Source organism: Microbacterium sp. 3J1, from assembly GCF_001049495.1.
Lineage (GTDB): Bacteria > Actinomycetota > Actinomycetes > Actinomycetales > Microbacteriaceae > Microbacterium.
Map to the genome: position 1 here is coordinate 1,030,945 of NZ_CDWI01000011.1, position 23,770 is coordinate 1,054,714.

Genomic DNA, 23,770 nt, shown 5'->3' on the forward strand with positions numbered 1-23,770 from the left:
ATTCTAGTTCTCGTGTACGGGGCGCGCCGACGACGTGCCGACGGCCAGGGTGCGGGTGACCTCCGCGAGAGCGGGGATGCCGCCGTCGCGGAGGGCTCGGACGAGCGCGGTGCCGACGATGGCACCGTCGGCGTACTCCGAGACGCCGGCGATCTGCTCGGCGGTGGAGATGCCGATGCCGACGCAGGCGCGCGTGGCGCCCTGCTCGCGGAGCCGGGCGACGAGCGTGCGAGCGGCACGGTCGAGCTCGGCGCGCTCGCCCGTGATGCCCATCGTGGAGACGGTGTAGACGAACCCGGTCGACGATTCGACGACGAGCTTCAGACGCTCGTCCGACGAGGTCGGGGCCGCGAGAAAGACGCGATCGAGGCCGGTGCGCTCACTGGCGGCGATCCATTCGCCCGCGACCTCGGGTGTGATGTCCGGCGTGATGAGTCCTGCCCCACCGGCGGCGAGGAGATCGTCGGCGTATCGATCGACTCCGTACTGGAACACGGGGTTCCAATAGGTCATGACGAGGACGGGCACGTCGGTGGCCTCGGTGATCGCGCGCACCGCGGTGAACAGATCCTTCATCTTGAAGCCGTTCGCGAGCGCGGCTGTCGTCGCCTCCTGGATCACCGCACCGTCCATGACCGGGTCGCTGTAGGGCGGGCCGAGCTCGATGATGTCGACGCCGTTCTCTGCGAGGGCGATCGCGGCATGGATGCTCGTGTCGAGGTCGGGGAACCCGACGGGCAGGTAGCCGACGAACGCGCTGCGACCCGCGGCCTCGGCCTTGCGGATGGCCTGTTCGACGCGGCTCATAGCTGCGGCTCCCCCTTCGACGCCGCTTCCTCTTCGGCGGATTCCTCGGTCACGTCGTGCTCGAGCGCCTCGGCGTCGTAGAGATCGAAGTAGCGGGCGGCAGTGTCCATGTCCTTGTCCCCACGACCCGACAGGCAGACCGCGAGCACGGCATCCGGCCCGAGCTCCCGTCCAAGACGCAGCGCCCCGGCGAGAGCATGCGCCGACTCGATCGCCGGGATGATGCCCTCCGTGCGGCTGAGCAGGCGCAGCGCTTGCATCGCCTCGTCGTCGGTGGCCGGGATGTAGTCCGCACGGCCGATGTCGGCGAGCCAGGAGTGCTCGGGACCCACGCCCGGGTAGTCGAGCCCGGCAGAGATCGAGTGGGACTCGACGGTCTGACCGTCTTCGTCCTGGAGGACGTAGGTCTTCGCTCCGTGCAGGATGCCGGGGCGACCGCGCTCGATCGACGCGGCATGCTTCGGGGTGTCCACGCCGTCACCGGCGGCCTCGACGCCGTAGAGCTTCACGCCCTCGTCGTCCAGGAACGCGTCGAACATGCCGATGGCGTTCGATCCGCCGCCGACGCACGCGATGACCGCATCGGGCAGGCGTCCGACCTCGTCGAGCAGCTGCTGACGCGCCTCTTCGCCGATGATCTTCTGGAAGTCGCGCACCATCGCCGGGAACGGGTGGGGGCCTGCTGCCGTGCCGAAGATGTAGTTGGTGGTCTCGACCGAGGCGACCCAGTCCCGGTACGCGTCGTTGATGGCGTCCTTCAGGGTGCGGGAACCCGACGTGACCGCGACGACCTCGGCGCCGAGCAGGCGCATCCGAGCCACGTTGAGCGCCTGGCGTTCGGTGTCGACCTCGCCCATGTAGATCGTGCAGTCGAGTCCGAACAGGGCGGCGGCCGTCGCCGTGGCGACACCGTGCTGCCCGGCTCCGGTCTCGGCGATCACACGGGTCTTGCCGAGGCGCTTGGTCAGCAGCGCCTGGCCCAGCACGTTGTTGATCTTGTGGGATCCCGTATGGTTGAGGTCCTCGCGCTTCAGGAAGACGCGCGCTCCCCCGGCGTGCTCCGCGAAGCGCGCCACCTCGGTCAGCGGCGACGGACGACCCGCATACGAGCTGAGGAGCGACGCCAGCTCGTCGCGGAAGGCCGGATCGACGATCGCCTCGGCGTACGCGGCCGAGAGCTCGTCGATCGCTGCGATGAGCGATTCCGGCATGTAGCGTCCGCCGTAGTCGCCGAACAGGGGGCCGTGCTGATCGCGCAGGCTCACGAGACCTCCAGGAAGCTCTTCAAAGTGGCGACGGGGTCGCCCGTGACGAGCGCCTCACCGATCAGGACGACGTCCGCGCCCGCGGAACGATAGTGCGCCACGTCTGCGGGGGTGAGCACCGCGGACTCGGCGATCTTCACGGCCGAGTCGGGGATGCGGTCGACCAGGCGCCCGAAGAGGTCGCGGTCGAGCTCGAGGGTCTTCAGATCACGGGCGTTGACCCCGATGAGCGGCGCGCCGAGGTCGATCGCGACCTCGAGCTCATCTGCCGAGTGCGTCTCGACGAGAGGGGTCATGCCCAGTTCCGCGATGAAGCCGAAGAGATCCCGCAGGACAGCGGGCTCGAGCCCGGCGACGATCAGGAGCACCAGGTCGGCGCCGGCGGCGCGGGCCTCGAGCACCTGGTAGCGGGTGGCGATGAAGTCCTTGCGGAGCACGGGGAGCGAGACCCGGGCCGTGACGGCCTCGAGGTCGGCGAGGCTTCCGCCGAAGCGGCGCTCCTCGGTGAGGACACTGATCGCTGACGCTCCCCCGGTCTCGTACAACGATGCCTGGTGAGCCGGATCGGGGATCTCGGCGAGGGCGCCGCGCGACGGGCTCGCGCGCTTGACCTCGGCGATGATCTTCACGCGTTCGGCGGGAGCGAGGAAAGCGAGGGCGTCTCGGGCGGCGGGGCGCGCGAGAGCGTCGCGTTCCACCTCGGCCAGCGGCCGGGTGAGAGCGCGACGCTCAGCGTCTGCGACTGCGCCGGCCGTGAGGTCGGCGAGCACCATTAGTGCGCCTTCGGCGAGTACTTGGGGCCCTTCACGCCATACCCGGCACGCGCGAGCGCCCAGCCCACGATCGCGCCGATCGGGATGAGAGCCGCGAAGACGTAGATCAGGGTGATCCAGACCGGGCTGAACTCGGCGAGGCAGAAGGCCAGCGTCGCCAGCGTGAAGCCGGCGAGCATGATGATCACGGCCGTCCAGGCTGCAGGCGAGTGTCCGTGGCCGGGGTCAGCGATCGGGTTGGTCATGGTCTCCTCCGGGGACGACGTGCGGGATCTGATTCAGTCTATCGGGGTCAGCGTGTCGGGTCGGTTCCGCGCGACAGGTCGTCCCAGGAGTCGATGGCGTCGACCGGGCCGGCGGTCTGCGTCTCGTGCGCCGCGTCCGTGCGGTAGCGACGGCCACCGGACCTCCACGACCGCCCCGTCACCAGCACGAGAAGGGACACCGCGAGCAGAAGGACCCAGCCGATCAGCGTCACGACGGGCCAGGCGGACAGCTCGATCGTCTGCACCACATCCGCGATCGCCGCGTCCCCGGCGAGTCCGGTCGTCTCCGTCACCGTCGGCGCCACCGCGTCGACCGGCTCCGACAGCAGCAGCTGCACCGTCGTCCAGCCGAGGAACAGCGCCGCAGCGGTCGCCAGCACTCCGAGCACCAGGCGCACGATCGGGCCCACGATCGACAGCGCGAGCCCGAGGGCGAGCACCGCGAGGCTGAGCGGGGCGAGGAGGGGCAGCGCGGAGGCGCCGGGCACCAGGATCGCCTCGCCGGCGTCGGCGCGCTCGACGGTCAGCCAGGTCTGCGTGGACGCGATGATCCCGATGGCCCCCGCGAGCAAGAAGCCGAGAACGGCGATCGAGCGGCCGCGGCGCACCAGCGTCATAGGACGGACTCGCCGTCGACGGCCCCGAGATCGGTCGTGTCGAAGCAGGTCCGCGTGCCGGTGTGACATGCCGGACCCGTCTGGTCGACCCGCAGCAGGATCGCGTCACCGTCGCAGTCGAGACGGGCCTCGTGCACGACCTGGATGTGACCCGAGGTGTCTCCCTTGCGCCAGTACTCCTGGCGCGAGCGCGACCAGTAGACGGCACGCCCGGTGGTCAGGGTGCGACGGAGCGCCTCCGCATCGACCCATGCGAGCATGAGCACCTCCTGGGTGTCCCACTGCTGCACGATGACGGGTGCGAGGCCGTCGGCGTTGAAGGCGACCTGCGCGATGCGCTGCTCGACGGTGTCGCTCTGCTCGGTGTCGCTCTGCTCGGTGTCGCTCATCGAACCAGCACTCCCTCTGCGCGCAGCGCGTCTTTCACGTCGCCGACCGTCAGCGCGCCCGTGTGGAACACGCTCGCCGCCAGCACGGCATCCGCCCCCGCTTTGATGGCCGGCGCGAAGTCAGACGCCTTGCCGGCACCGCCCGAGGCGATCACCGGCACGGACGAGGTCTCGCGCATGAGCGACACCAGCTCCAGGTCGAATCCGTCTCTCGTGCCGTCGGCGTCGATCGAGTTGACCAGCAGCTCTCCGGCACCGCGTTCGGCCGCCTCGCGCGCCCAGTCGAGGGCGTCGAGGGTCGTCTGCGTCCGGCCACCGTGGGTCGTCACCACGAACCCCGAGCGCGTGGTGTCCGCGCGCTTCACGTCGAGCGAGAGCACGAGCACCTGTGCGCCGAAGCGATCGGCGATCTCGCCGAGAAGGTCGGGGCGGGCGATGGCCGCCGAGTTCACGCCGACCTTGTCGGCGCCGACCGACAGCAGGCGGGACACGTCGTCGACGCTGCGCACTCCCCCGCCGACCGTGAGCGGCACGAACACCTGCTCGGCCGTGCGCTGGACGACGTCGTACGTCGTCGACCGCGCGTCGACCGTCGCGGTGACGTCGAGGAAGGTGATCTCGTCGGCGCCCTGCGCCGCGTAGTGGCGGGCCAGTTCGACGGGGTCGCCCATGTCGCGGAGGTTCTCGAAGTTGACGCCCTTGACCACGCGTCCCGCCGCGACGTCCAGGCACGGGATGACGCGACTGGCGAGCGTCATCACAGCCTTGCTGCGTGGATGGCGGTGACGAGGATGGCCCGTGCGCCCAGCGCGTACAGGTCGTCCATGAGCTGGTTGACCCGACGCCTCGGGATCATCACCCGCACCGCGACCCAGGCGGGGTCGCGCAGCGGCGAGATCGTCGGCGACTCGCGGCCGGGCGCGATGGCGACGGCCTGGTCGACGAGCTCCGCAGGGAGGTCGTAGTCGAGCAGCACGTAGCGGTGCGCGACCATCACGCCGCGGAGGCGACGGAGCAGCGTCTCGGTGCCCTCGGCATCGCCCGGACGGCTGATCAGGACCGCCTCCGACTCGAGGATCACCGGACCGAAGATCTCGAGTCCGGCCTGGCGCAGCGTCGTGCCGGTCGACACAACGTCGGCCACAGCATCGGCCACGCCGAGCCGCACGGCCGACTCGACGGCGCCGTCGAGCTGCACGAGCTCGGCGGACACGCCGTGTTCGCGCAGGAACGCGCCGACCAGACCCGGGTACGCGGACGCGACACGCACACCGTCGAGGTCCTGGATCGTCGAGAAACGACCGGGTTCGCCCGCGAAGCGGAACGTGGAGCCGCCGAAGCCGAGCTGCTCGATCTCCCGTGCGGGCTGCTGCACGTCGAGCAGCAGGTCGCGACCGGTGATCCCGACGTCGAGTGCGCCGGAGGCGACGTAGGTCGCGATGTCACGGGGACGGAGGAAGAAGAACTCGACGTCGTTCTCGGCGTCGACGACGTGGAGCGTCTTGGGATCGCGACGACCGGCGTACCCGGCCTCGGCGAGCATCTCGGCGGCGGTCTCCGAGAGGGAGCCCTTGTTGGGAACAGCAATGCGCAGCATGAACAGCTTTCAGATCGATTCGAATGTGATGGCGGGCATCACAGATGTCGATACACGTCCTGCAGCGTCAGGCCCTTCGCGATCATCATCACCTGCAGGTGGTACAGCAGCTGGGAGATCTCCTCGGCCGCCGCGTCGTCGGACTCGTACTCGGAGGCCATCCACACCTCGGCGGCCTCCTCGACGATCTTCTTGCCGATCGTGTGGACGCCGCCGTCGAGCTCCGCGACGGTGCCCGACCCCTCGGGGCGGGTCTCGGCCTTGACGCTGAGCTCGGCGAACAGCTCGTCGAAAGTCTTCACGATTCCAGGCTAGCGGCTCTGGCGCGGTCCCTGAGCCGGGTGACGGCGGCTTCGACGTCGTCGGCACCGAACACCGCGGAGCCCGCGACGAAGGTGTCGGCGCCCGCCTCGGCCGCCTGCTCGATCGTCGAGTCGGAGATGCCGCCATCGACCTGCAGCCACACCGTCGATCCGCGACGCCTCGCCTCGTCCGCGAGTGCGCGCAGCTTCGGCATGGTCTCCGACATGAATCCCTGCCCGCCGAAACCGGGCTCGACCGTCATGACGAGGATCTGATCGAATTCCTCGAGCACGCTGTAGAGCCCCTCGGCGGGAGTGTCGGGCTTGATCGCGACGCCGGCTCTCGCGCCGATGCTCCGCAGCTGGCGCGCGAGCGAGATCGGGTCAGCCGCCGCCTCGAGGTGGAAGGTCACGCTCGCCGCGCCGATCTCGGCATAGCCGGGCGCCCAGCGGTCGGGATCCGTGATCATCAGGTGCACGTCGAGAGGAATGGGGCTGGTCGCCTGGATCCGCTCCACCATCTGCGGACCGAACGTGAGGTTCGGCACGAAGTGGTTGTCCATGACGTCCACGTGCGCGAAATCGGCGGTCGCGATCTTCGCGAGATCACGCTGCATGTTCACGAAGTCGGCGGCGAGGATGCTGGGGTTGATGCGCGGTGCGCCGGGAAGTTCCACGGGTCTAGTCTCCTTCCGCGGCGGTGTCGCCGTCCACCTGGGTCGCGCTCCGCTGGAGGAGCGCCAGGAACATCGCGTCGGTCCCGTGGCGATGGGGCCAGAGCTGCACCCGGCCCGAGCCGTCGTCGGCGAGGTCCATCGGCGATGACGCCGACGACTGCATCACGCTGCGCGCGTCGAGCTCGCTCACGTCGTCGCGACCGCGGAGCGCCTCCTGGACGACGCCCGTCGTCTCGGCGAGATGGGGTGAGCATGTGACGTAGGCGACGATCCCGCCGGGTGCGAGCGCGTCGAGCGCCGCAGTCAGCAGTTCGACCTGCAGCGGCACGAGCTCGGCGACATCGGCCGGGGACTTGCGCCACCGCGCCTCGGGGCGGCGGCGCAACGCTCCCAGCCCCGTGCATGGCGCGTCGACGAGGATGCGATCGAACTCGCCCGGGCGCGACGAGGCGAAGGACCGGCCGTCCTCCTCATGCACGACGACGTCACCGGGAACGGCCCTCAGCGCGTTGCGCACGAGCCGGGCCCGGGTCGGCACGATCTCGTTCGCCTCGAGCGCCGCGCCGCTTCTCCGGGCGATCGCCGCGAGAAGGGCGGTCTTGCCACCGGGTCCTGCGCAGAGGTCGAGCCAGCGCTCCCCCTCGCGGATGGGTGCGGCGCCGGCGAGGGCCAGCGCGACGAGCTGCGAGCCTTCGTCCTGCACGCGCACCGTGCCTCCGGATGCCGCGATCACCCGATGCGGGTCACCACCCGGCGATCCGTAGGCCGTCGGAGCATAGGGCCGACGGGGCTCACCCGGCTCCGCCAGGCCGGGAAGCGCGACGAGAGTGACCTCCGGAGAGACGTTGTCCGCCTCGAGGAGCGCCTCGAGCTCGTCGACGCGATCCTCCGCGGCGAGAGCGCGCCGCAGGGCGCGGATGACCCAGACGGGGTGCGCCGATCGCAGGGAGAGCCGCTCGTCGTCGGATCGGGCGGCGCTTTCGATGCGCTCCTGCCACTCGCCGGGGGTCTCCCGCGAGATCCGCCGGAGCACGGCGTTCGCGAAGCTCCCGGCGCCGCGCCCCTGCGCGGACGAGGCCAGGTTCACCGATTCGTTGACCGCCGCGTGCGACGCCACGCGTGTCGCGAGCAGCTGATGCGTCGCGAGCCGGAGGGCGTCGAGAACGGCCGGGTCGATGTCGTCGACCGACCGGTCGGCAGCCGTCGCGATGATCGCGTCATAGGTGCCCCGCCGTCGGAGGGTGCCGTAGGCGAGTTCGGTCGCCAGCGCGGCATCCTGCGGGTTCAGGCCCGCGTCGGCGATGGCGGTGGGCAGGATGAGGTTCGCGTACGCGTCGGACTCCGAGACGGCGCGGAGGACGTCGTAGGCCACCCGGCGCGCCGGCTGCACGGTGCGGGTGCGCTGCGGTGAGCGGGATGCGCCCGATCGCGCCTCACCGCCGCGCTGATTCCGAGACGGCGCGCGCCCGGGCGTGCGCGGGCCGGATCCCGCTCTGCCCGCTCGGTCCTGGGGGCCGCTCACGCTCCGGCTCGCAGACTCTCGGATCCGCGCTGTCCGCGCCACCAGTCGACGGCGTTCATGGCCCCCTTGCCCGCCGGCTGCACGCGGGTGACGGCGAGCGGATCCGTGGCCGTGCCGATGAGCAGGGCGTCCTTGGTCGGGCGGATCTCACCGTGTACGAGCGTGTGCTCGCTCGCGCCCGGCCGTGCCTCGAGGATCTTCACCCGCTGCCCGCCGACAGTCGTGTGCGCTCCCGGTTCCGGCGTCACTCCGCGCAGGCGTGCATACACCTCGGCCAGCGGCAGGTTCCAGTCCAGGAGTCCGTCGTCGAGCGTGAGCTTCGGTGCGAGCGTCGGCTCACCGACCTGCGGCACGGCCACCGCCGTCCCGGCGGCGATCTCTGCGACGACCTCGGCCGTGAGCTCCGCTCCGTCGACGGCGAGGGCCTCGAGGGCGGCGTCCGCTGTCGCGTCGGCCGCGATGTCGACCGTCCTCATCGCGAAGACGTCGCCCGCGTCGAGGGCCGGCACCAGCTGGAACACGCTGGCGCCGAGCTGCTCGTCGCCGGCGATCAGCGCTCGCTGCACGGGCGCGGCGCCCCGCCACTGCGGCAGCAGCGAGAAGTGGAGGTTGATCCAGCCCTTCGTCGGCGTCGACAGCAGCGGCTCGCGGACGAGACCGCCGTACGCCACGATCACGCCGAGTTCGACATCGAGGGCCTCGATGCGCGCGGTGGCCTCCTCGTCCAGCCGCGCGGCCTTGATGACGGGCAGTCCGAGCTCGGCCGCCGCCTGAGCGACCGGCGAGGGCGTCAGCTGCCTCTTGCGCCCGAGCGGCGCATCAGGGCGCGTGACGACCGCGGCGACGTCGTGCTCTGTCGCGAGGCGACGGAGGGTGGGGACCGCGGCGGTGGGTGTGCCGGCGAAGACGAGACGCATGAAGGTGCTCCGGAGGGATGCGAGGTGGATCGGGAGAGCCGTGACCGGTACGGGTCAGAGCTCTGGGTCGAGGATATCGAGGCGAACCGTGAGCGGGCTCCGAGCCGACCTGGCCCTGCCGCGTCTCGAGCTCACCGCTTCAGCGACGACGGCGGCGCGCAGCGTGGTCGCGACCTTCGTGCCCGCGCCGTAGTCGAACCGCACGAGCGCGCGCACCCGAGGCGGGACGTCGTCAGACTCCACGGGGACCGGCCCCAGCACCGCGTCGGACGGAAGCGCGAGCTCGTCGAGCGCGGCCAGACCGCGGGCGACGGCGGCCGTGGTGCCCTCGACGAGCGCGACACGGGCCGCCGGGGGCATGTGCAGAGGCCCGCGCTCCGCCAGCTCGGCTCTCGCGTAGGTCGACTGCGTCCAGGTCGCGAGCGCCCTGGCCACGCCTCCGTCGACGCCGACCAGGTGCACGGGCGCGCCGGGCGCCGCGAGCGCCGCCGCGTTCGACCACCAGCGCAGGCAGGCCTCGCCGATGCGGAGATCGGGCGCCTGCAGCATCCGGGGTCCGTCGAGGAGCACCACCGCACGGTACCCGCCGTCCGCGATCGGCTCGGCGCCCCGCGTCGCGACGACGAGCGCCGGCTTGTCGGCGACGCGTTCGACGGGGTGGGCGCTGTCGGCGACGATGACCCGGACGCCGGGGAACGCCTTGCCCAGCTCGTCTGCGGTGCGCTCGCTTCCGGATGACGCGAGGCGGAGCTTCGTCGAGGAGCAGGCGGGGCACGCCCACGCCCGCGCTCCCCGCCCGCACCAGCCGCAGACCGGCACCGCGCCCCGATGCGTCGCCCCGAGGGGGCCTCCGCAGTGGGCGCAGCGAGCCGGGGCGCGGCATTCGGCGCACACGAGCGAGGGCGCGAAGCCCGGGCGGGAGACCTGCACCAGCACCGGCCCGTCGGCTGCGGCGTTACGCGCGGCGAGGAACGCGGAGGACGGCATCCGCTGGGCCGTCGGCTGCTCCATCTCGTGCGGAGTGCTGAGCACGATCCGCGGCAGAACCCGACGCGCGGCGCGGACATCCTTCAGCCACCCGTGCGCCACCAGTCGCTCGACGTCGGTCGTGCGCGTGTGCCCGACGAAGAGCAGCGCGGACTCCTCCTGCTCCTGACGGAGAAGGGCCGCGTCCCTGGCGTTGACGTAGGGCGCCAGGGGCTCGCCGAGCAGGGGGTCGCCATCGTCCCAGACGGCGACGAGCCCGGCGCGGACGGGGGCGTACACCGACGAGCGGTTGCCGACGACGATGCACGGCGCGTCTTCGAGGGAGCGCAGGAAGGCCCGGTAGCGCTCGGGGTTCGTCTGGCGCGAGTCGTAGCGCACCACGGCCTCCGCAGGCACCAGGACCTCGAGCGCGGAGAGCAGGCGATCGAGATCGCGGTGATCCGGCACGATGAGGATGCTGGAGCGCCCGTCGCCGAGCATCCGCGCTGCCGAGGCCGCGAGCAGGGCAGACCATCCCTGCTCCCCCTCGTGTGCGACGGGGATGGCCTCGACGGCGGCACGGCCTCCGCCGCCCAGCACCTCTCCGAGGCCGTCGTAGGCGGCGATCAGATCATCCGCCGCGGTGAGGGCGTCCGCATCGGGAGCGACGGGCGTCGAATCGTCGGTCCACGCCTTCTCCACCCGCACCTGGCGCTTGGGGATCACCAGGCGCAGGATGTCGGATTCCGATCCTGCGGCGCGATCGGCCACCCGACGCGCGAGACGATGGAGCCTGTCGGGCAGCACCGACACGGGAGAGACGACGCTCTCCACCTCGGAGAGCGGCCGGTCGGCGTCATCCTCGGAGCCGATCCCGACGACGTAGCCGTCGACCACTCGTCCCGCCGTGCGCAACGGCACTCGGACGCGCACGCCGAGCGGTACGTCGCCCAGCTCGAGAGGGAGGGCGTAGTCGAACAGCCTGTCGAGCTGCGGGAGCGGCGAGTCCAGGAGCACGCGCGCGATGCGCCGGCTCTGCGTCATGGCGGTCGGCCCGTCAGAGACCGGCAGCGCGCCGCAGCTCTTCTGCGCGGTCCGTGCGCTCCCAGGTGAACTCGGGAAGCTCGCGCCCGAAATGCCCGTATGCCGCGGTCTGCGCATAGATCGGACGCAGCAGGTCGAGCTCTTCGATGATGGCCTGCGGACGGAGGTCGAAGACCTCGCTGATCGCGCGGGTGATCACCTCGTCCGACACCTTGCCGGTGCCGAAGGTCTCGACGTAGAGGCCGACGGGTCGTGCCACGCCGATGGCGTAGGCGACCTGCACCTCGAGCCGGTCCGCCAGCCCGGCGGCGACCGCGTTCTTCGCGACCCAACGCGTCGCGTACGCTCCGGAGCGATCGACCTTCGACGGGTCCTTGCCGCTGAAGGCGCCGCCGCCGTGGCGAGCCGCACCGCCGTAGGTGTCGATGATGATCTTGCGGCCGGTCAGACCCGCGTCGCCCTTCGGCCCGCCGGTGACGAACGGACCCGCCGGGTTGATGTAGTAGGTGAGGCCGTCGAGTTCGAGACCGGTCTCGGCGAGGATCGGGTCGATGACGTGCTCGCGGACCTGAGCTTTGAGGTCGTCCTGTGAGATGTCCGGGTTGTGCTGTGTGGAGAGCACGACCGCGTCGACCGTCTTCGGCGTGAAGCCCTCGTAGCCCAGGGTGACCTGCGTCTTGCCGTCAGGACGGAGGAAGGGCAGGAGACCCGAACGACGCACCTCGGTGAGGCGCTCGGCGATGCGATGCGCCGTCCAGGCGGCCATCGGCATCAGCTGCGGGGTCTCGTTCGTGGCGAAGCCGAACATGATGCCCTGGTCGCCGGCGCCCAGCCCGTCGAGGGGATCGACCGACGAGCCGTCGCGGTGCTCCTGGGCGTTGTCGACGCCGTGCGCGATGTCCGTGGACTGCTCGCCCACCGACACGCTCACACCGCAGGAGTCGCCGTCGAAGCCGGTGTCGCTCGACGTGTAGCCGATGCCGTTGACGACCTGCCGCACGATCGTCGGGATGTCGACGTACGCCTCGGTCCGGATCTCACCGGCGACGTGGACGAGGCCCGTGGTGACGAGCGTCTCGACCGCCACGCGGGAATCCCGGTCCTTCGCGATGAGCCCGTCGAGGATGCTGTCCGAGATCTGGTCGCAGATCTTGTCCGGGTGCCCCTCGGTGACGGATTCGGACGTGAACAGACGCAGGGCGCTCATCAGTGCTCCAGAACGGGATCGTACGACGGAAGGGGGTGATCCCCAGTCTGGACCGTGCCGCCGACATCAGATGGCGGCACGGTCATCGAAGGTCACTCCGCGTGACGGAGGCGGAGCTTGTCCTCGTTGATCTCGTGCAGAGCGATGGTGAGCGGCTTGTCCTCGACCGACGAGTCGACGAGCGGGCCGACGTTGTCGAAGAGGTTGCCCTCGTGCAGGTCGGAGTAGTAGTCGTTGATCTGGCGGGCGCGCTTGGCGGCGTAGATCACGAGCTCGTACTTGGAGTCGACGCGGTCGAGAAGGTTGTCGATGGGGGGATCGATGATGCCGTTGTTGTGGTGTCCGGCCATGATGAGACCTCCTGATCAGGCGACGGGATCGTCGCGAAGACGGTGCAATAGGCGCGCGACCCTTCGACAAGCTCAGGGACCCAGGTGCTGCGAGAGCCTCGGAATCGTGTCAGCGCGCAGAGCTTGAAGACAATTCTACGACCTCGGCGGCTGCCGCGGCGACGTCCTCGTTCACGATGAGGTGGTCGAACTCGTTCTGAGCCGCCAGTTCCACCTTCGCGGTGCGGAGTCGCCGGGCTCGTTCCTCCGCGCCCTCGGTGCCACGACCGACCAGTCGCTGCACCAGTTCGTCCCACGTCGGGGGCAGCAGGAAGATGAGCGTCGCCGACGGCTCCGCCTTGCGCACCTGCCGTGCGCCCTGCAGGTCGATCTCCAGGAGCACGGTCTTCCCCGCGGCGAGGGCGGCGTCGATCGGGGCCCTCGGCGTGCCGTAGCGCGAGCGGTTGTGCACCACCGCGTACTCGAGCAGCTCGTCGTCGGCGATCAGCCGATCGAACTCGGCATCGTCGACGAAGTAGTAGTGCACCCCGTCGATCTCGCCGGGACGGGGCGGGCGTGTCGTCGCGGAGACCGACAGGTGGATCTCGGGGTTGTGCTCGCGGATGTGCGCTGCGACGGTGCCCTTGCCCACGGCGGTCGGACCGGCGAGCACGAGCAGTCGGCTGCGGGCGCCTCGCGGCTCGAGCACCGGGAAACGCCCGTCGAGCCACCGCGAGAGTGCGACGCGCTGCCGCACGCCGAGTCCGCCCAGGCGTTTGACGGGAGAGATCCCCAGCTCGTCGAGGATGCGGTCGCGCTTGCCCGCCCCGATCGCCGGGAGGGCGAGCAGGAAGTCGGTGATCCGCATCGAGCCCTCGACCGAGTCGGCATCGGCCACGGCCTTCGCGAGGACCTTCTGCGGGGTCACCACGCGCGTCGTCAGATCGCGCTTGAGCGACGCGCGCGCACGGCGGCGCTCGACCGCCTTGCGCGCCGCGGCGGCGCGGTCGACCTCGGGTACCGGACGAGCTTCAGCCACGATCGACCTCCCTGTACTGCGCGACGCGGGCGTCGATGGCCTCGGCGAGCCCGGCAGGACCGGCCGAGAGGATGCTGCGGCTCTCGCTCGCGATGACGGAGCGACTCATCGAGCCGAACCGATGGCGGAGATCGTCCGGCGTGGCGCCCTGAGCGCCGAAGCCCGGAGCGAGGATGGGTGTGGGTGGCGTGAAGGCCGCGATGCCCGCATCCGTCCAGTCGACCGTCGCACCGATGACGAAGCCGAAGCTCCCCCACTCCCCCGGCGTGACCTGCTCGGCGTTGCGAGCGGACACCACGGAGACGATGTCGGCGGAGACGGCGCGACCGTTGACCGACACCGACCGCTGCAGGACGGTGGCCTCCGGGTTGCTCGTGGCGGCGAGGACGAAGAGTCCCTTCCCGTGCTCCTGGGCCACTCGGAACGCGCCGTCGAGCGCTCCGACACCGAGGAAGGGGTTCACGGTGAGAGCGTCGGCCTCGAGAGGCGACCCCGGGCTGAGCCATGCGGCGGCGTAGGCGTCCATCGTCGAGCCGATGTCGCCGCGCTTGGCGTCGGCGATCACGAGGAGGTCTGCGGCACGTGCAACGGCCATGACCTCCTCGAGCGCGGCGAAGCCCGCGGATCCGAAGCGCTCGAAGAAGGACACCTGGGGCTTGACGATCCCGACCCGACCCGCGGCGGCCTCGACCGTGCGGAGCCCGAACTCACGCACGCCCGCTGCGTCGACGCCGAGCCCCCAGTCGACCAGGAGGCCTTCGTGCGGATCGATGCCGACGCAGAGGGGCCCGCGCGCGTCGAGGACTGCGCGGACCCGCTCACCGAAGTGTTCGCTCACACTGCGGCCCTGCGGTCGAGGGCGTACTCCTGGAGGCTCTTCACCTCGAAGCCCTCGTGCGCGGCATCCATTCCGCTCACCGCGGCGCCGAGAACGGCCATCGTGGTGAACAGCGCCTTGTCGGCGGCCACAGCCGCCGCGCGGATCTCGTAGCCGTCGGCACGCGCAGCGCCACCCGACGGGGTGTTCACGACGATGTCGATCTCCCCGTCGTTGATGAGGTCGACGATGTTCCGCGCACCCGATTCCTGCGTCTCGCTGTACTTCTCGACGACGGTGACCGCGATGCCGTTGCGCGAGAGGATCTCGGCCGTGCCCTCGGTCGCCACGATGGTGAAGCCGAGCTGCTGGAGGCGATGCGCGGGCAGGATCACGGCACGCTTGTCGGAGTCCGCGACGGAGATGAAGACCGTGCCCGACGTCGGCATGCCACCGTACGCCGCAGCCTGGCTCTTCGCGAAGGCGGTCGGGAAGTCGCGGTCGATGCCCATGACCTCGCCGGTCGAGCGCATCTCCGGGCCGAGCACGGAGTCGACGGTCTTGCCGTCAGCGGTGCGGAAGCGCTTGAACGGCAGCACGGCCTCCTTGACCGAGACCGGCGCGTCGAGCGGCACCCGCGAACCGTCCTGCTCGGGCAGCATGCCCTCGGCGCGGAGTTCGGCGATCGTCGACCCGACCATGATGCGGCTGGCGGCCTTCGCCATCGGGATGCCCAGCGCCTTCGACACGAACGGGACCGTGCGGCTGGCGCGCGGGTTCGCCTCGATGACGTAGAGCACGCCGGCGCTGATCGCGAACTGCACGTTCAGCAGGCCGCGCACGCCGACTCCCTCGGCGATCGCCAGGGTCGCCTCGCGGACGCGATCGATGTCGGTGCGTCCCAGCGACACGGGGGGCAGGGTGCAGCTCGAGTCGCCGGAGTGGATGCCGGCCTCCTCCAGGTGCTCCATGACGCCGCCGATGTACAGGTCGGTGCCGTCGTACAGTGCGTCGACGTCGAGCTCGATCGCGTCGTCCAGGAAGCGGTCGACGAGCAGGGGCTTGCCCTCCTCGATCACGACCTCCCCCGCGGTGCGCACGAAGTAGTCGCGCAGGGACTCCGAGCTGTAGACGATCTCCATGCCGCGGCCGCCGAGCACGAAGCTCGGACGCACGAGAACGGGGTAGCCGATCTCCTCGGCGATCGTGACCGCGCCGTCGGCGTCGATCGCGGTGCCGTGACGGGGGGCGAGCAGACCCGCCGAGTCGAGGAGCTGCGAGAACAGCTCTCGCTCCTCGGCGATGTCGATGGCCTCGGGGCTCGTGCCGAGCACGGTGTAGCCTGCGGCCTCGATGCCCTTCGCGAGACCCAGGGGGGTCTGGCCGCCGAGCTGGCACACGACTCCGAGGATCGTGCCGCTCGCCGCCTCGGCGTCGAGCACCTCCAGCACGTCCTCCAGGGTCAGCGGCTCGAAGTAGAGGCGGTCGGACGTGTCGTAGTCGGTCGACACGGTCTCGGGGTTGCAGTTCACCATGACGGTCTCGAAGCCGGCATCCGACAGCGCGAACGACGCATGCACGCACGAGTAGTCGAACTCGACGCCCTGACCGATGCGGTTCGGGCCGGAGCCGATGATCACGACCTTCGTGCGGTCGGACGGCTGGACCTCGGTCTCGAAGTCGTAGCTCGAGTAGTGGTAGGGCGTGAGCGCCGGGAACTCGCCGGCGCAGGTGTCGACCGTCTTGTACACGGGGCGGATGCCGAAGCCGTGGCGCACGCCGCGGATCTCGGCCTCCTTCTCACCCCGCAGCTCGGCGAGCTGCGCATCCGAGAAGCCGTGCTCCTTGGCGTAGCGAAGTGTCGCCGCGTCGAGCTCGGGAGCCGTGCGCACGATCTCGGCGACCTCGTTGATGAGCACCATCTGGTCGAGGAACCAGGGGTCGATCGCCGTCGCCTCGAAGGCCTGCTCGATCGTCGCGCCCTTGCGCAGCGCCTGCTGCAGGGTCACGATGCGTCCGTCGGTGGGGATCCGCGAGATCTCGAGCAGCTCCTCGACCGAGCGGTCCTCGGTGCCCCAGTGGAAGCTGGAGCCGCGCTTCTCGAGCGAGCGGAGCGCCTTCTGCAGCGCTGTCGCGTAGTTGCGGCCGATCGCCATCGCCTCGCCCACGGACTTCATGGTGGTGGTGAGGGTCGCGTCGGCGGCGGGGAACTTCTCGAACGCGAAGCGCGGCACCTTGACGACGACGTAGTCGAGCGTGGGCTCGAAGCTCGCCGGGGTCACGCCGGTGATGTCGTTCGGGGTCTCGTCGAGGCGGTAGCCCAGCGCGAGCTTGGCGGCGAGCTTCGCGATCGGGAAGCCGGTGGCCTTCGATGCGAGCGCGCTGGAGCGGGAGACGCGGGGGTTCATCTCGATGACGATGATCCGTCCGGTGGCCGGATCCACTGCGAACTGGATGTTGCAGCCGCCGGTGTCGACGCCCACCGCGCGGATGATGTCGATGCCGATGTCGCGGAGCTTCTGGTACTCGCGGTCGGTGAGCGTGAGCGCCGGGGCGACCGTGATCGAGTCACCGGTGTGCACGCCGACCGGGTCGACGTTCTCGATCGAGCAGACGACGACCGTGTTGTCGGCGGTGTCGCGCATGAGCTCGAGCTCGTACTCCTTCCAGCCGAGGATGGACTCCTCCAGGAGCACCTCGGTGGTCGGCGAGTCGCGCAGGCCGGCGCCGCCGATGCGGCGCAGATCCTGTTCGTCGTAGGCGAATCCGGAGCCGAGGCCGCCCATGGTGAACGACGGCCGGACGACGAGCGGGTAGCCCAGCTTCTCGGCACCGGCCAGGAGGTCGTCCATCGTGTGCGCGATGACGCTCTTCGCGACGTCCGCGCCCGCTTCGAGCACGAGCTCCTTGAAGATCTGCCGGTCCTCGCCCTTGCGGATGGCGTCGACCTTGGCGCCGATGAGCTCGACGTCGTACTTCTCGAGGATGCCGCGGTCGTGCAGCGCCATGGCGGCGTTGAGTGCGGTCTGCCCGCCGAGGGTCGGCAGGATGGCGTCGGGCTTCTCCTTGGCGATGATCGTCTCGATGACCTCGGGGGTGATCGGCTCGATGTACGTCGCATCGGCGAAGTCGGGGTCGGTCATGATCGTGGCCGGGTTGGAGTTCACCAGGATGACCCTGACGCCCTCCTCGCGGAGCACACGGCAGGCCTGGGTGCCTGAGTAGTCGAACTCGCAGGCCTGACCGATGACGATCGGGCCGGAGCCGATGACGAGAACGGAGCTGATGTCGTCGCGCTTGGGCATTACTTGGCGTCCTTCTGGCTGGCGAGGACCAGGTCGCGGAACCGGTCGAAGAGGTAGTTGGCGTCGTGCGGGCCTGCGGCCGCCTCCGGGTGGTACTGCACCGAGAACGCCGGGATGTCGAGCGCGCGGAGGCCCTCGACCACGTTGTCGTTGAGGCCGACGTGGCTGACCTCGACCTTGCCGTACCCGTTCGGGCTGTCGAACGATCCGTCCAGCGGAGCCTCGACCGCGAACCCGTGGTTGTGCGCGGTGATCTCCACGCGGCCGGTGGACTTGTCGAGCACCGGCTGGTTGATGCCGCGGTGGCCGAAGGGCAGCTTGTAGGTGCCGAGGCCGAGAGCGCGGCCCAGCAGCTGGTTGCCGAAGCAGATGCCGAAGAACGGGAGTCCGTCGTCGAGCACCGAGCGGAGGAGTTCGACGTGGTCGCCCGACGCCGCAGGGTCGCCCGGACCGTTCGAGTAGAAGACCGCGACGGGGTCGATCGAGCGGATGCCGTCGATCGTCACGTCCTGTGGGAGGACGTGCACCTCGAAGCCGCGAGCGGCGAGGTTGTCGATCGTGGCCTGCTTGACTCCGAGGTCGAGCACCGCGAGGTTGCCGACCTTGTCGCCCACCGCAGGCGTGACCGTGGCGACCTCGACCGACACCTGTGCCGACAGGTTCTGCCCGGCCATCTGCGGCGCCTCGCGCACGATGCGCACCTGCTCCTCCTCGGCGATGCGCGCGGCCTCGCCCGAGAAGATGCCGCCGCGCATCGAGCCCGCGGAGCGGATGTGGCGCGTGATCGCCCGGGTGTCGATGCCGCTGATGCCGACGATGCCGTCCTGTACGAGGACCTCGTCGAGCGACGCGTTCGCCCGCCAGTTCGACACGACCCGCGAGGGGTCGCGCACGATGTAGCCGGCGACCCAGATGCGGCGGGACTCGGTGTCCTCGTCGTTCATTCCGGTGTTGCCGATGTGCGGCGCCGTCTGCAGGACGATCTGCCCTGCGTACGACGGGTCGGTCAGGGTCTCCTGGTAGCCGGACATGCCGGTCGCGAAGACCACCTCGCCGAGGGTGGTGCCGAGCGCGCCGTAGGCACGGCCGACGTGACGGGTGCCGTCTTCGAGGACGAGGACGGCGGGTTCGGGGAGCTGGCTCCCTGAGCGTGTCGAAGAGGTCATGACGTTGCTCCTGTGTCGGGGGCGGCGGTGTCGTCCGATGCGCCGGAAGCGGGGACGAGTCGCTGCAGTTCAGAGATGAAGGTGTTCGGGTCGCCGTCGGTGAGGCGGAGGTAGGAGTCGACGACCGTGTCGTCGTCGACGTTCCAGGCCACTCGGACGAGGCCGCCCGGTTCGACGACGCGGTCGATCGTGACGGTCGCCCGGTCGACGGCGGTGAGACGCGACGAGGCGAGGAAGACGGTGGGTGCGCCGTCGAGGCAAAGCGCGAGTCCGCGATCGGTGACGGCCACCTCGCCCCTCGCCCGGTACGCCAGCGGCGGCATGGTGAGGCGCTCGAGCGGCTGGTCGTGCTTGGTGGTCGACACGTACAGGACCCCGTGGCGGTCGAGGACCTCCGCGTGCTCCGGCACACCGAGCGGCGCTGCGAGTCCGGCGTCGCGTCGGAGTCGTCGTCGCCACGCGAACAGCATGCTGAGCAGCACGAGGGCTGCCAGCGCGATCATGAGGGCGATGGCCAGTTCGCGGGGGATCATGCGTTCAGCTCCTCGACCACGGAGCCGCCGACGACCGTCAGCGTGCCTCCGTGCACCGTGTATTCCACGCGACCCGGGAGATCGCGTCCGAGGTAGGGCGAGTTCACGCTGCGCCCGTGCAGGTCGGCCTCGGTGAAGACGCCGGCGGCCGATGCGTCGTACAGCGTGATCTGGGCGGGAGCGCCCACCTCGAGCGGTGTGCCGTGCCCGTCGAGACGACCGATCCTCGCCGGCGCGGCGCTCATCACCCGCGCCACGTCCTGCCAGCCGATGAGGCCGGTCTGCACCATCGACTGGTGCACGACGCGCAGCGCGCTCTCGAGACCGACCATGCCGTTCGCGGCCGCCTGCCACTCGCACGCCTTGTGCTCGCTCGGGTGCGGGGCGTGGTCGGTCGCCACGATGTCGATCGTGCCGTCGGCGAGCCCTTCGCGCACCGCCAGGACGTCTTCCTCGCGGCGCAGCGGCGGATTGACCTTGTAACGGGCGTCGTAGCCGCGAACGAGTTCGTCCGTGAGCAGCAGGTGGTGCGGCGTGACCTCGGCGGTGACGGCGATCCCCCGCTTCTTCGCCCAGCGGATGATGTCGACGGATCCCGCGGTCGACAGGTGGCAGACGTGCAGGCGCGACCCCACGTGCTCGGCGAGGAGCACGTCGCGCGCGATGATCGACTCCTCGGCCACGGCCGGCCACCCGGCGAGGCCGAGCTCGGCAGACACGGTGCCCTCGTTCATCTGGGCGCCCTCCGTGAGGCGCGGATCCTGTGCGTGCTGGGCGATGACGCCGTCGAACGACTTCACGTACTCGAGAGCCCGGCGCATGATCAGCGGATCGAACACGCAGAAGCCGTCGTCGCTGAAGACGCGTACCTGTGCCCGCGATGTCGCCATCGCGCCGAGCTCGGCGAGCCGCTCGCCCTTCTGCCCCACCGTGACGGCGCCGATCGGCTGCACGGTGGCATAGCCCGCGGCCTCGCCGAGGGCGAGCTCCTGCTCGACGACGCCGGCGGTGTCGGCGACCGGCGACGTGTTCGGCATCGCGAAGACTGCGGTGAAACCACCGGCTGCCGCGGCGCGGGTGCCGGTGAGGATCGTCTCGGAGGCTTCGTATCCGGGCTCGCGGAGGTGCGTGTGCAGGTCGACGAGGCCCGGCAGGGCCACGAGGCCCGCCGCGTCGATCACGCGTGCGCCGGTCCGGCTGAGACCCGACCCGATCTCGGCGATCCGGCCGTCCTCCACGATGATGTCGGCGCTCTCGGCACCGAGCAGCTGTGCGCCGGTGATGACGAGGGTCTCGCTCACTGGTCTCCCCCTCGTTCGTCGTCTCGTTCTCCTGCCAGCAGCAGGTACAGCACCGCCATCCTGACGGACACCCCGTTCGTCACCTGTTCCAGCACGGTCGAGCGCGGGGAATCGGCAGCTTCGGAGGAGATCTCCAAGCCGCGGTTCATGGGTCCGGGGTGCATCACAATGCTACCGTCCGGAAGGCCGGCCACTCGCAGTGCGTCGAGACCCCATCGCCTGGAATACTCCCGCTCAGTGGGGAAATACGCGGCGTTCATGCGCTCGAGCTGGATGCGCAGCATCATGACGGCGTCCGGACCGTCCGCGAGCGCGCTGTCGAGGTCGAACACGACGCGCACGGGCCAGAGCGAGACGTTCTGGGGCACGAGGGTCGGCGGCGCGACGAGGGTGACCTGCGCTCCCAGGGTGGCGAGCAGCCAGACGTTCGAGCGGGCGACGCGCGAGTGCAGCACGTCCCCGACGATCACGACGCGGATGCCGGACAGGTCGCGGCCGCGACTCTCCGTTCCGAAGCGCCGCTTGCGGATGGTGAACGCGTCCAGGAGCGCCTGGGTCGGATGCTCGTGCGTGCCGTCGCCGGCGTTCACGACGCCGGCCGAGATCCAGCCGCTGGTCGCGAGCGTCTGCGGCGCGCCGGAGGCGGGGTGGCGGATGACCACGGCATCCGCCCCCATCGCCTGCAGCGTCTGGGCGGTGTCCTTCAGGCTCTCGCCCTTGGAGACGCTCGATCCCTTGGCGGCGAAGTTGATGACGTCCGCCGACAGGCGCTTCGCAGCGGCCTCGAAGGAGATGCGGGTGCGGGTCGAGTCCTCGAAGAACAGGTTGACGACCGTCTTCCCCCGGAGCGTCGGGAGCTTCTTGATCTCACGCGACTGCGTGTCCGACATGTCCTCGGCGACGTCGAGGATGCGCAGGGCCGTCTCGCGGTCGAGGGTGCGGGTGTCCAGAAGGTGCCTCATGCCTCGATCGTCACCTCCTCCGCGCCGTCGTCCTCGGTCAGCCGCACGTTGACGCGCTCCAGGCGGGACGACGGGATGTTCTTGCCCACGAAGTCGGGACGGATCGGGAGCTCGCGGTGGCCGCGGTCGACGAGGATGGCGAGCCGCACGATCGCCGGTCGGCCGATCGACTGCAGTGCGTCGAGCGCCGCGCGGATGCTGCGACCGGAGAACAGGACGTCGTCGACGAGGACGACGGTCTTGCCGTCGATGCCGCCAGCGGGGATGTCGGTCGGTCTCGGCGACCTCGTCGGATGCTTGGCGAGATCGTCACGGAACATCGTGACGTCGAGAGCGCCGACGGCGATGGACGTGCCGGCGATCTCGCCGATGACGGCGGCGAGGCGACGGGCGAGAGTGACGCCGCGGGTCGGGATGCCCAGCAGGACGAGGTTCTCAGCCCCTCGGTTCGACTCGAGGATCTCGTGTGCGATACGGGTCAGAGCCCGCGAGATATCGGCTTCGTGCAGGACGGTGCGTGCACTCATCAGCCGCTCCCTTCTCCGCCTCACAGGACGGTGTTAAAGGTTGCTTGACGAAACCAGTCTAGCGGTGCGAGCGGTGCATCCCGTGCGTCAGCGCCAGCCGAGCAGATCGCGGACGACCTGCTGCGATGCCGGGCACCCGTCGTTCGCGATGCCGCGCATGACCTCGTGGTCCACGAGCGCCCCGGACGACGTCGCCGTCGCCGTGATCGCGTCGACCGCTGCGGTGATCCGCGGCGCGGCCGCCCACGAGTACTCCGGGTCGCCGTCGCGCGAGGCGTGCGGGAACACGACCAGCTCGGTCGTGCCGTCGGCTGCAGGCCGCGCGGTCGCCACGACGAGCGTCGGCGGGATGCTGTGCTGCAGCGCCTTGGGCAGCGGGAACGGGAACTCGTCCGCGATCAGCCCGGTCCAGAACGTCCGCTTCGATCGCTTCGCATCGCCGATCTCGAGCGCGACGGCCTGCCATCCGCCGCCCTGGGCTCGCACGCGTGCGTCGAAGCCGTCCTGCCGCACGACGAACCCCTGGGCGACGAGCTGTTCGACGGCCAGCCGCACCGCATCCTCCGACGAGTAGCGCACGACGAGCCGCGCTCCCCGAAGGGGCCCGCTGTACGCCAGTCGCGAGAATCGCGCGTCGGCTCCCACACCGTCCCGCCGGGGGCGGGCCATCAGATGCTCCAGAGTGCGCCGACTCGCTCGTCGGCGCTCGAGTACGCCTCCGCCGCGGTTCGGGCGGCGTCTGCGGCGGCGTGCAGAGCGCCCGCATGCGCGCCCATCTCCTGCAGCCACCCGGACTGCTGCCCCTGGTACGCGGTGGATGCCTCGCCCAGCCACTGACCCGCCAGGGTTCCTGCGGCGCGGGAGAGGGCGGAGAGTCGATCCTCGATCCCGCTCGCCGCGGCGTCGAGCGCCGTCCCGAGCGCCTCGACCTGTGGCGGCTTCACGGAGTAGTCGGTCATGCCAGGTTCCCTTCGTCTCGTCGCCGCTGCACATCGGCGATCACAGCCTGGATGTGCTGGGCCGCGGCGCGCAGATGAGCCGCCGACTCTCCGCGCGCGCCGTTCAGGAGGTCGAGCGGCGTCGGCTCGTCCGTCTCGTCCTCGCGCTCCTCCCACAGCTCGCGCAGCTGGCTGAGGTTGTCTCGCGCGCGGCCCCGGAGGGTCGCGGCCGCCGTGGTCTCGTCGGCACCGGAGAAGACGTCCTCGAGGGTCGTCTGGTGCAGATCGATGCGCTGCTGGACCGTGCGCCATTCCGGCCCCAGCTCGCCGCTGCGCGCTCGCTCGGCCCGCTCCTCGTCGGCGCGCTGCTCCTCCTCGCGCTCCTCGGCCTCCTGCGCGTCGAGCAGTGCGTGCTCCGCCTGGACCCGGCGCATCAGCTCCATGGTGTACTCGGCGAAGTCGGTCGGCATCGGCGCCTCGTCGGGGATGAATCCGTGTGCCATG

General features: G+C 70.4%; 26 protein-coding genes. All 26 read right to left on the reverse strand.

Annotation, left to right across the window (positions count from 1 at the left end; all coding sequences use genetic code 11):
• Positions 1-3: 3 nt before the first annotated feature.
• Positions 4-807, reverse strand: coding sequence for a tryptophan synthase subunit alpha (gene trpA, locus BN2660_RS14010; RefSeq protein ID WP_091233271.1), 804 nt, complete (start codon positions 805-807; stop codon positions 4-6).
• A complete protein-coding gene (trpB, locus tag BN2660_RS14015; RefSeq protein WP_091233275.1) occupies positions 804-2,072 on the reverse strand; it encodes a tryptophan synthase subunit beta in 1,269 nt (422 codons plus the stop codon). Before trpB ends, trpA begins: the two co-directional genes overlap by 4 nt.
• Complete coding sequence (gene trpC, locus BN2660_RS14020; RefSeq protein WP_176697219.1) at positions 2,069-2,842, reverse strand: indole-3-glycerol phosphate synthase TrpC; 774 nt, start codon at positions 2,840-2,842, stop codon at positions 2,069-2,071. Before trpC ends, trpB begins: the two co-directional genes overlap by 4 nt.
• A 2-nt stretch (positions 2,843-2,844) precedes the next feature.
• The gene (locus tag BN2660_RS14025) at positions 2,845-3,090 is read right to left on the reverse strand and encodes an HGxxPAAW family protein (RefSeq protein ID WP_091233283.1); all 246 of its coding nucleotides are present in this window, start codon (positions 3,088-3,090) and stop codon (positions 2,845-2,847) included.
• A 47-nt stretch (positions 3,091-3,137) separates the two neighbouring features.
• Positions 3,138-3,728 carry a Trp biosynthesis-associated membrane protein gene (locus tag BN2660_RS14030; RefSeq protein WP_091233286.1) on the reverse strand — a complete coding sequence of 197 codons (591 nt, stop codon included), beginning with the start codon at positions 3,726-3,728 and terminating at the stop codon, positions 3,138-3,140.
• Complete coding sequence (hisI, locus tag BN2660_RS14035; protein ID WP_091233289.1) at positions 3,725-4,117, reverse strand: phosphoribosyl-AMP cyclohydrolase; 393 nt, start codon at positions 4,115-4,117, stop codon at positions 3,725-3,727. Before hisI ends, BN2660_RS14030 begins: the two co-directional genes overlap by 4 nt.
• Complete coding sequence (hisF, locus tag BN2660_RS14040) at positions 4,114-4,875, reverse strand: imidazole glycerol phosphate synthase subunit HisF (protein WP_091233293.1); 762 nt, start codon at positions 4,873-4,875, stop codon at positions 4,114-4,116. The genes hisI and hisF overlap by 4 nt, the downstream gene beginning before the upstream one ends.
• Entirely contained in the window at positions 4,875-5,714 is an 840-nt protein-coding gene (gene hisG, locus BN2660_RS14045; protein ID WP_091233298.1) for an ATP phosphoribosyltransferase, read from the reverse strand. Before hisG ends, hisF begins: the two co-directional genes overlap by 1 nt.
• Positions 5,715-5,752: 38 nt before the next feature.
• Complete coding sequence (locus BN2660_RS14050; RefSeq protein WP_091233300.1) at positions 5,753-6,016, reverse strand: phosphoribosyl-ATP diphosphatase; 264 nt, start codon at positions 6,014-6,016, stop codon at positions 5,753-5,755.
• The gene (gene rpe / locus BN2660_RS14055; RefSeq protein ID WP_091233303.1) at positions 6,013-6,693 is read right to left on the reverse strand and encodes a ribulose-phosphate 3-epimerase; all 681 of its coding nucleotides are present in this window, start codon (positions 6,691-6,693) and stop codon (positions 6,013-6,015) included. Before rpe ends, BN2660_RS14050 begins: the two co-directional genes overlap by 4 nt.
• Positions 6,694-6,697: 4 nt before the next feature.
• Positions 6,698-8,083 (reverse strand): RsmB/NOP family class I SAM-dependent RNA methyltransferase, encoded by a 1,386-nt coding sequence (locus BN2660_RS14060; protein WP_091233306.1) that lies wholly within the window; start codon positions 8,081-8,083, stop codon positions 6,698-6,700.
• 128 nt (positions 8,084-8,211) lie between these two features.
• Positions 8,212-9,132 (reverse strand): methionyl-tRNA formyltransferase, encoded by a 921-nt coding sequence (gene fmt, locus BN2660_RS14065; RefSeq protein ID WP_091233309.1) that lies wholly within the window; start codon positions 9,130-9,132, stop codon positions 8,212-8,214.
• Positions 9,133-9,186: 54 nt separating this feature from the next.
• Positions 9,187-11,142: a primosomal protein N' family DNA-binding protein gene (locus tag BN2660_RS14070; protein ID WP_091233312.1), complete on the reverse strand. Its 1,956-nt coding sequence runs from the start codon at positions 11,140-11,142 to the stop codon at positions 9,187-9,189.
• 13 nt (positions 11,143-11,155) lie between these two features.
• Positions 11,156-12,349 (reverse strand): methionine adenosyltransferase, encoded by a 1,194-nt coding sequence (gene metK, locus BN2660_RS14075; RefSeq protein WP_091233315.1) that lies wholly within the window; start codon positions 12,347-12,349, stop codon positions 11,156-11,158.
• A gap of 92 nt (positions 12,350-12,441) precedes the next feature.
• Positions 12,442-12,699, reverse strand: coding sequence for a DNA-directed RNA polymerase subunit omega (gene rpoZ / locus BN2660_RS14080; RefSeq protein ID WP_091233318.1), 258 nt, complete (start codon positions 12,697-12,699; stop codon positions 12,442-12,444).
• A gap of 109 nt (positions 12,700-12,808) precedes the next feature.
• Complete coding sequence (gmk, locus tag BN2660_RS14085) at positions 12,809-13,717, reverse strand: guanylate kinase (protein WP_091233320.1); 909 nt, start codon at positions 13,715-13,717, stop codon at positions 12,809-12,811.
• The gene (gene pyrF, locus BN2660_RS14090) at positions 13,710-14,555 is read right to left on the reverse strand and encodes an orotidine-5'-phosphate decarboxylase (RefSeq protein WP_091233323.1); all 846 of its coding nucleotides are present in this window, start codon (positions 14,553-14,555) and stop codon (positions 13,710-13,712) included. The genes gmk and pyrF overlap by 8 nt, the downstream gene beginning before the upstream one ends.
• A complete protein-coding gene (gene carB / locus BN2660_RS14095) occupies positions 14,552-17,839 on the reverse strand; it encodes a carbamoyl-phosphate synthase large subunit (RefSeq protein WP_091233326.1) in 3,288 nt (1,095 codons plus the stop codon). The genes pyrF and carB overlap by 4 nt, the downstream gene beginning before the upstream one ends.
• On the reverse strand, positions 17,839-19,005 hold the full coding sequence (gene carA / locus BN2660_RS14100) for a glutamine-hydrolyzing carbamoyl-phosphate synthase small subunit (RefSeq protein ID WP_091233329.1): 1,167 nt from the start codon (positions 19,003-19,005) through the stop codon (positions 17,839-17,841). Before carA ends, carB begins: the two co-directional genes overlap by 1 nt.
• Positions 19,002-19,538 (reverse strand): PH-like domain-containing protein, encoded by a 537-nt coding sequence (locus BN2660_RS14105; protein WP_091233332.1) that lies wholly within the window; start codon positions 19,536-19,538, stop codon positions 19,002-19,004. The genes carA and BN2660_RS14105 overlap by 4 nt, the downstream gene beginning before the upstream one ends.
• Positions 19,535-20,839, reverse strand: coding sequence for a dihydroorotase (locus BN2660_RS14110; protein ID WP_091233335.1), 1,305 nt, complete (start codon positions 20,837-20,839; stop codon positions 19,535-19,537). Before BN2660_RS14110 ends, BN2660_RS14105 begins: the two co-directional genes overlap by 4 nt.
• The gene (locus BN2660_RS14115) at positions 20,836-21,801 is read right to left on the reverse strand and encodes an aspartate carbamoyltransferase catalytic subunit (protein ID WP_091233337.1); all 966 of its coding nucleotides are present in this window, start codon (positions 21,799-21,801) and stop codon (positions 20,836-20,838) included. The genes BN2660_RS14110 and BN2660_RS14115 overlap by 4 nt, the downstream gene beginning before the upstream one ends.
• Positions 21,798-22,328 (reverse strand): bifunctional pyr operon transcriptional regulator/uracil phosphoribosyltransferase PyrR, encoded by a 531-nt coding sequence (gene pyrR, locus BN2660_RS14120; RefSeq protein ID WP_091233340.1) that lies wholly within the window; start codon positions 22,326-22,328, stop codon positions 21,798-21,800. Before pyrR ends, BN2660_RS14115 begins: the two co-directional genes overlap by 4 nt.
• A gap of 87 nt (positions 22,329-22,415) precedes the next feature.
• On the reverse strand, positions 22,416-22,997 hold the full coding sequence (locus tag BN2660_RS14125) for a hypothetical protein (RefSeq protein WP_091233343.1): 582 nt from the start codon (positions 22,995-22,997) through the stop codon (positions 22,416-22,418).
• Positions 22,997-23,287 carry a WXG100 family type VII secretion target gene (locus tag BN2660_RS16660; protein WP_176697201.1) on the reverse strand — a complete coding sequence of 97 codons (291 nt, stop codon included), beginning with the start codon at positions 23,285-23,287 and terminating at the stop codon, positions 22,997-22,999. The genes BN2660_RS14125 and BN2660_RS16660 overlap by 1 nt, the downstream gene beginning before the upstream one ends.
• Positions 23,284-23,769, reverse strand: a complete 486-nt coding sequence (locus tag BN2660_RS16665) for a hypothetical protein (RefSeq protein ID WP_176697202.1) — start codon at positions 23,767-23,769, stop codon at positions 23,284-23,286. Before BN2660_RS16665 ends, BN2660_RS16660 begins: the two co-directional genes overlap by 4 nt.
• Between the last annotated feature and the right edge of the window lies 1 nt (position 23,770).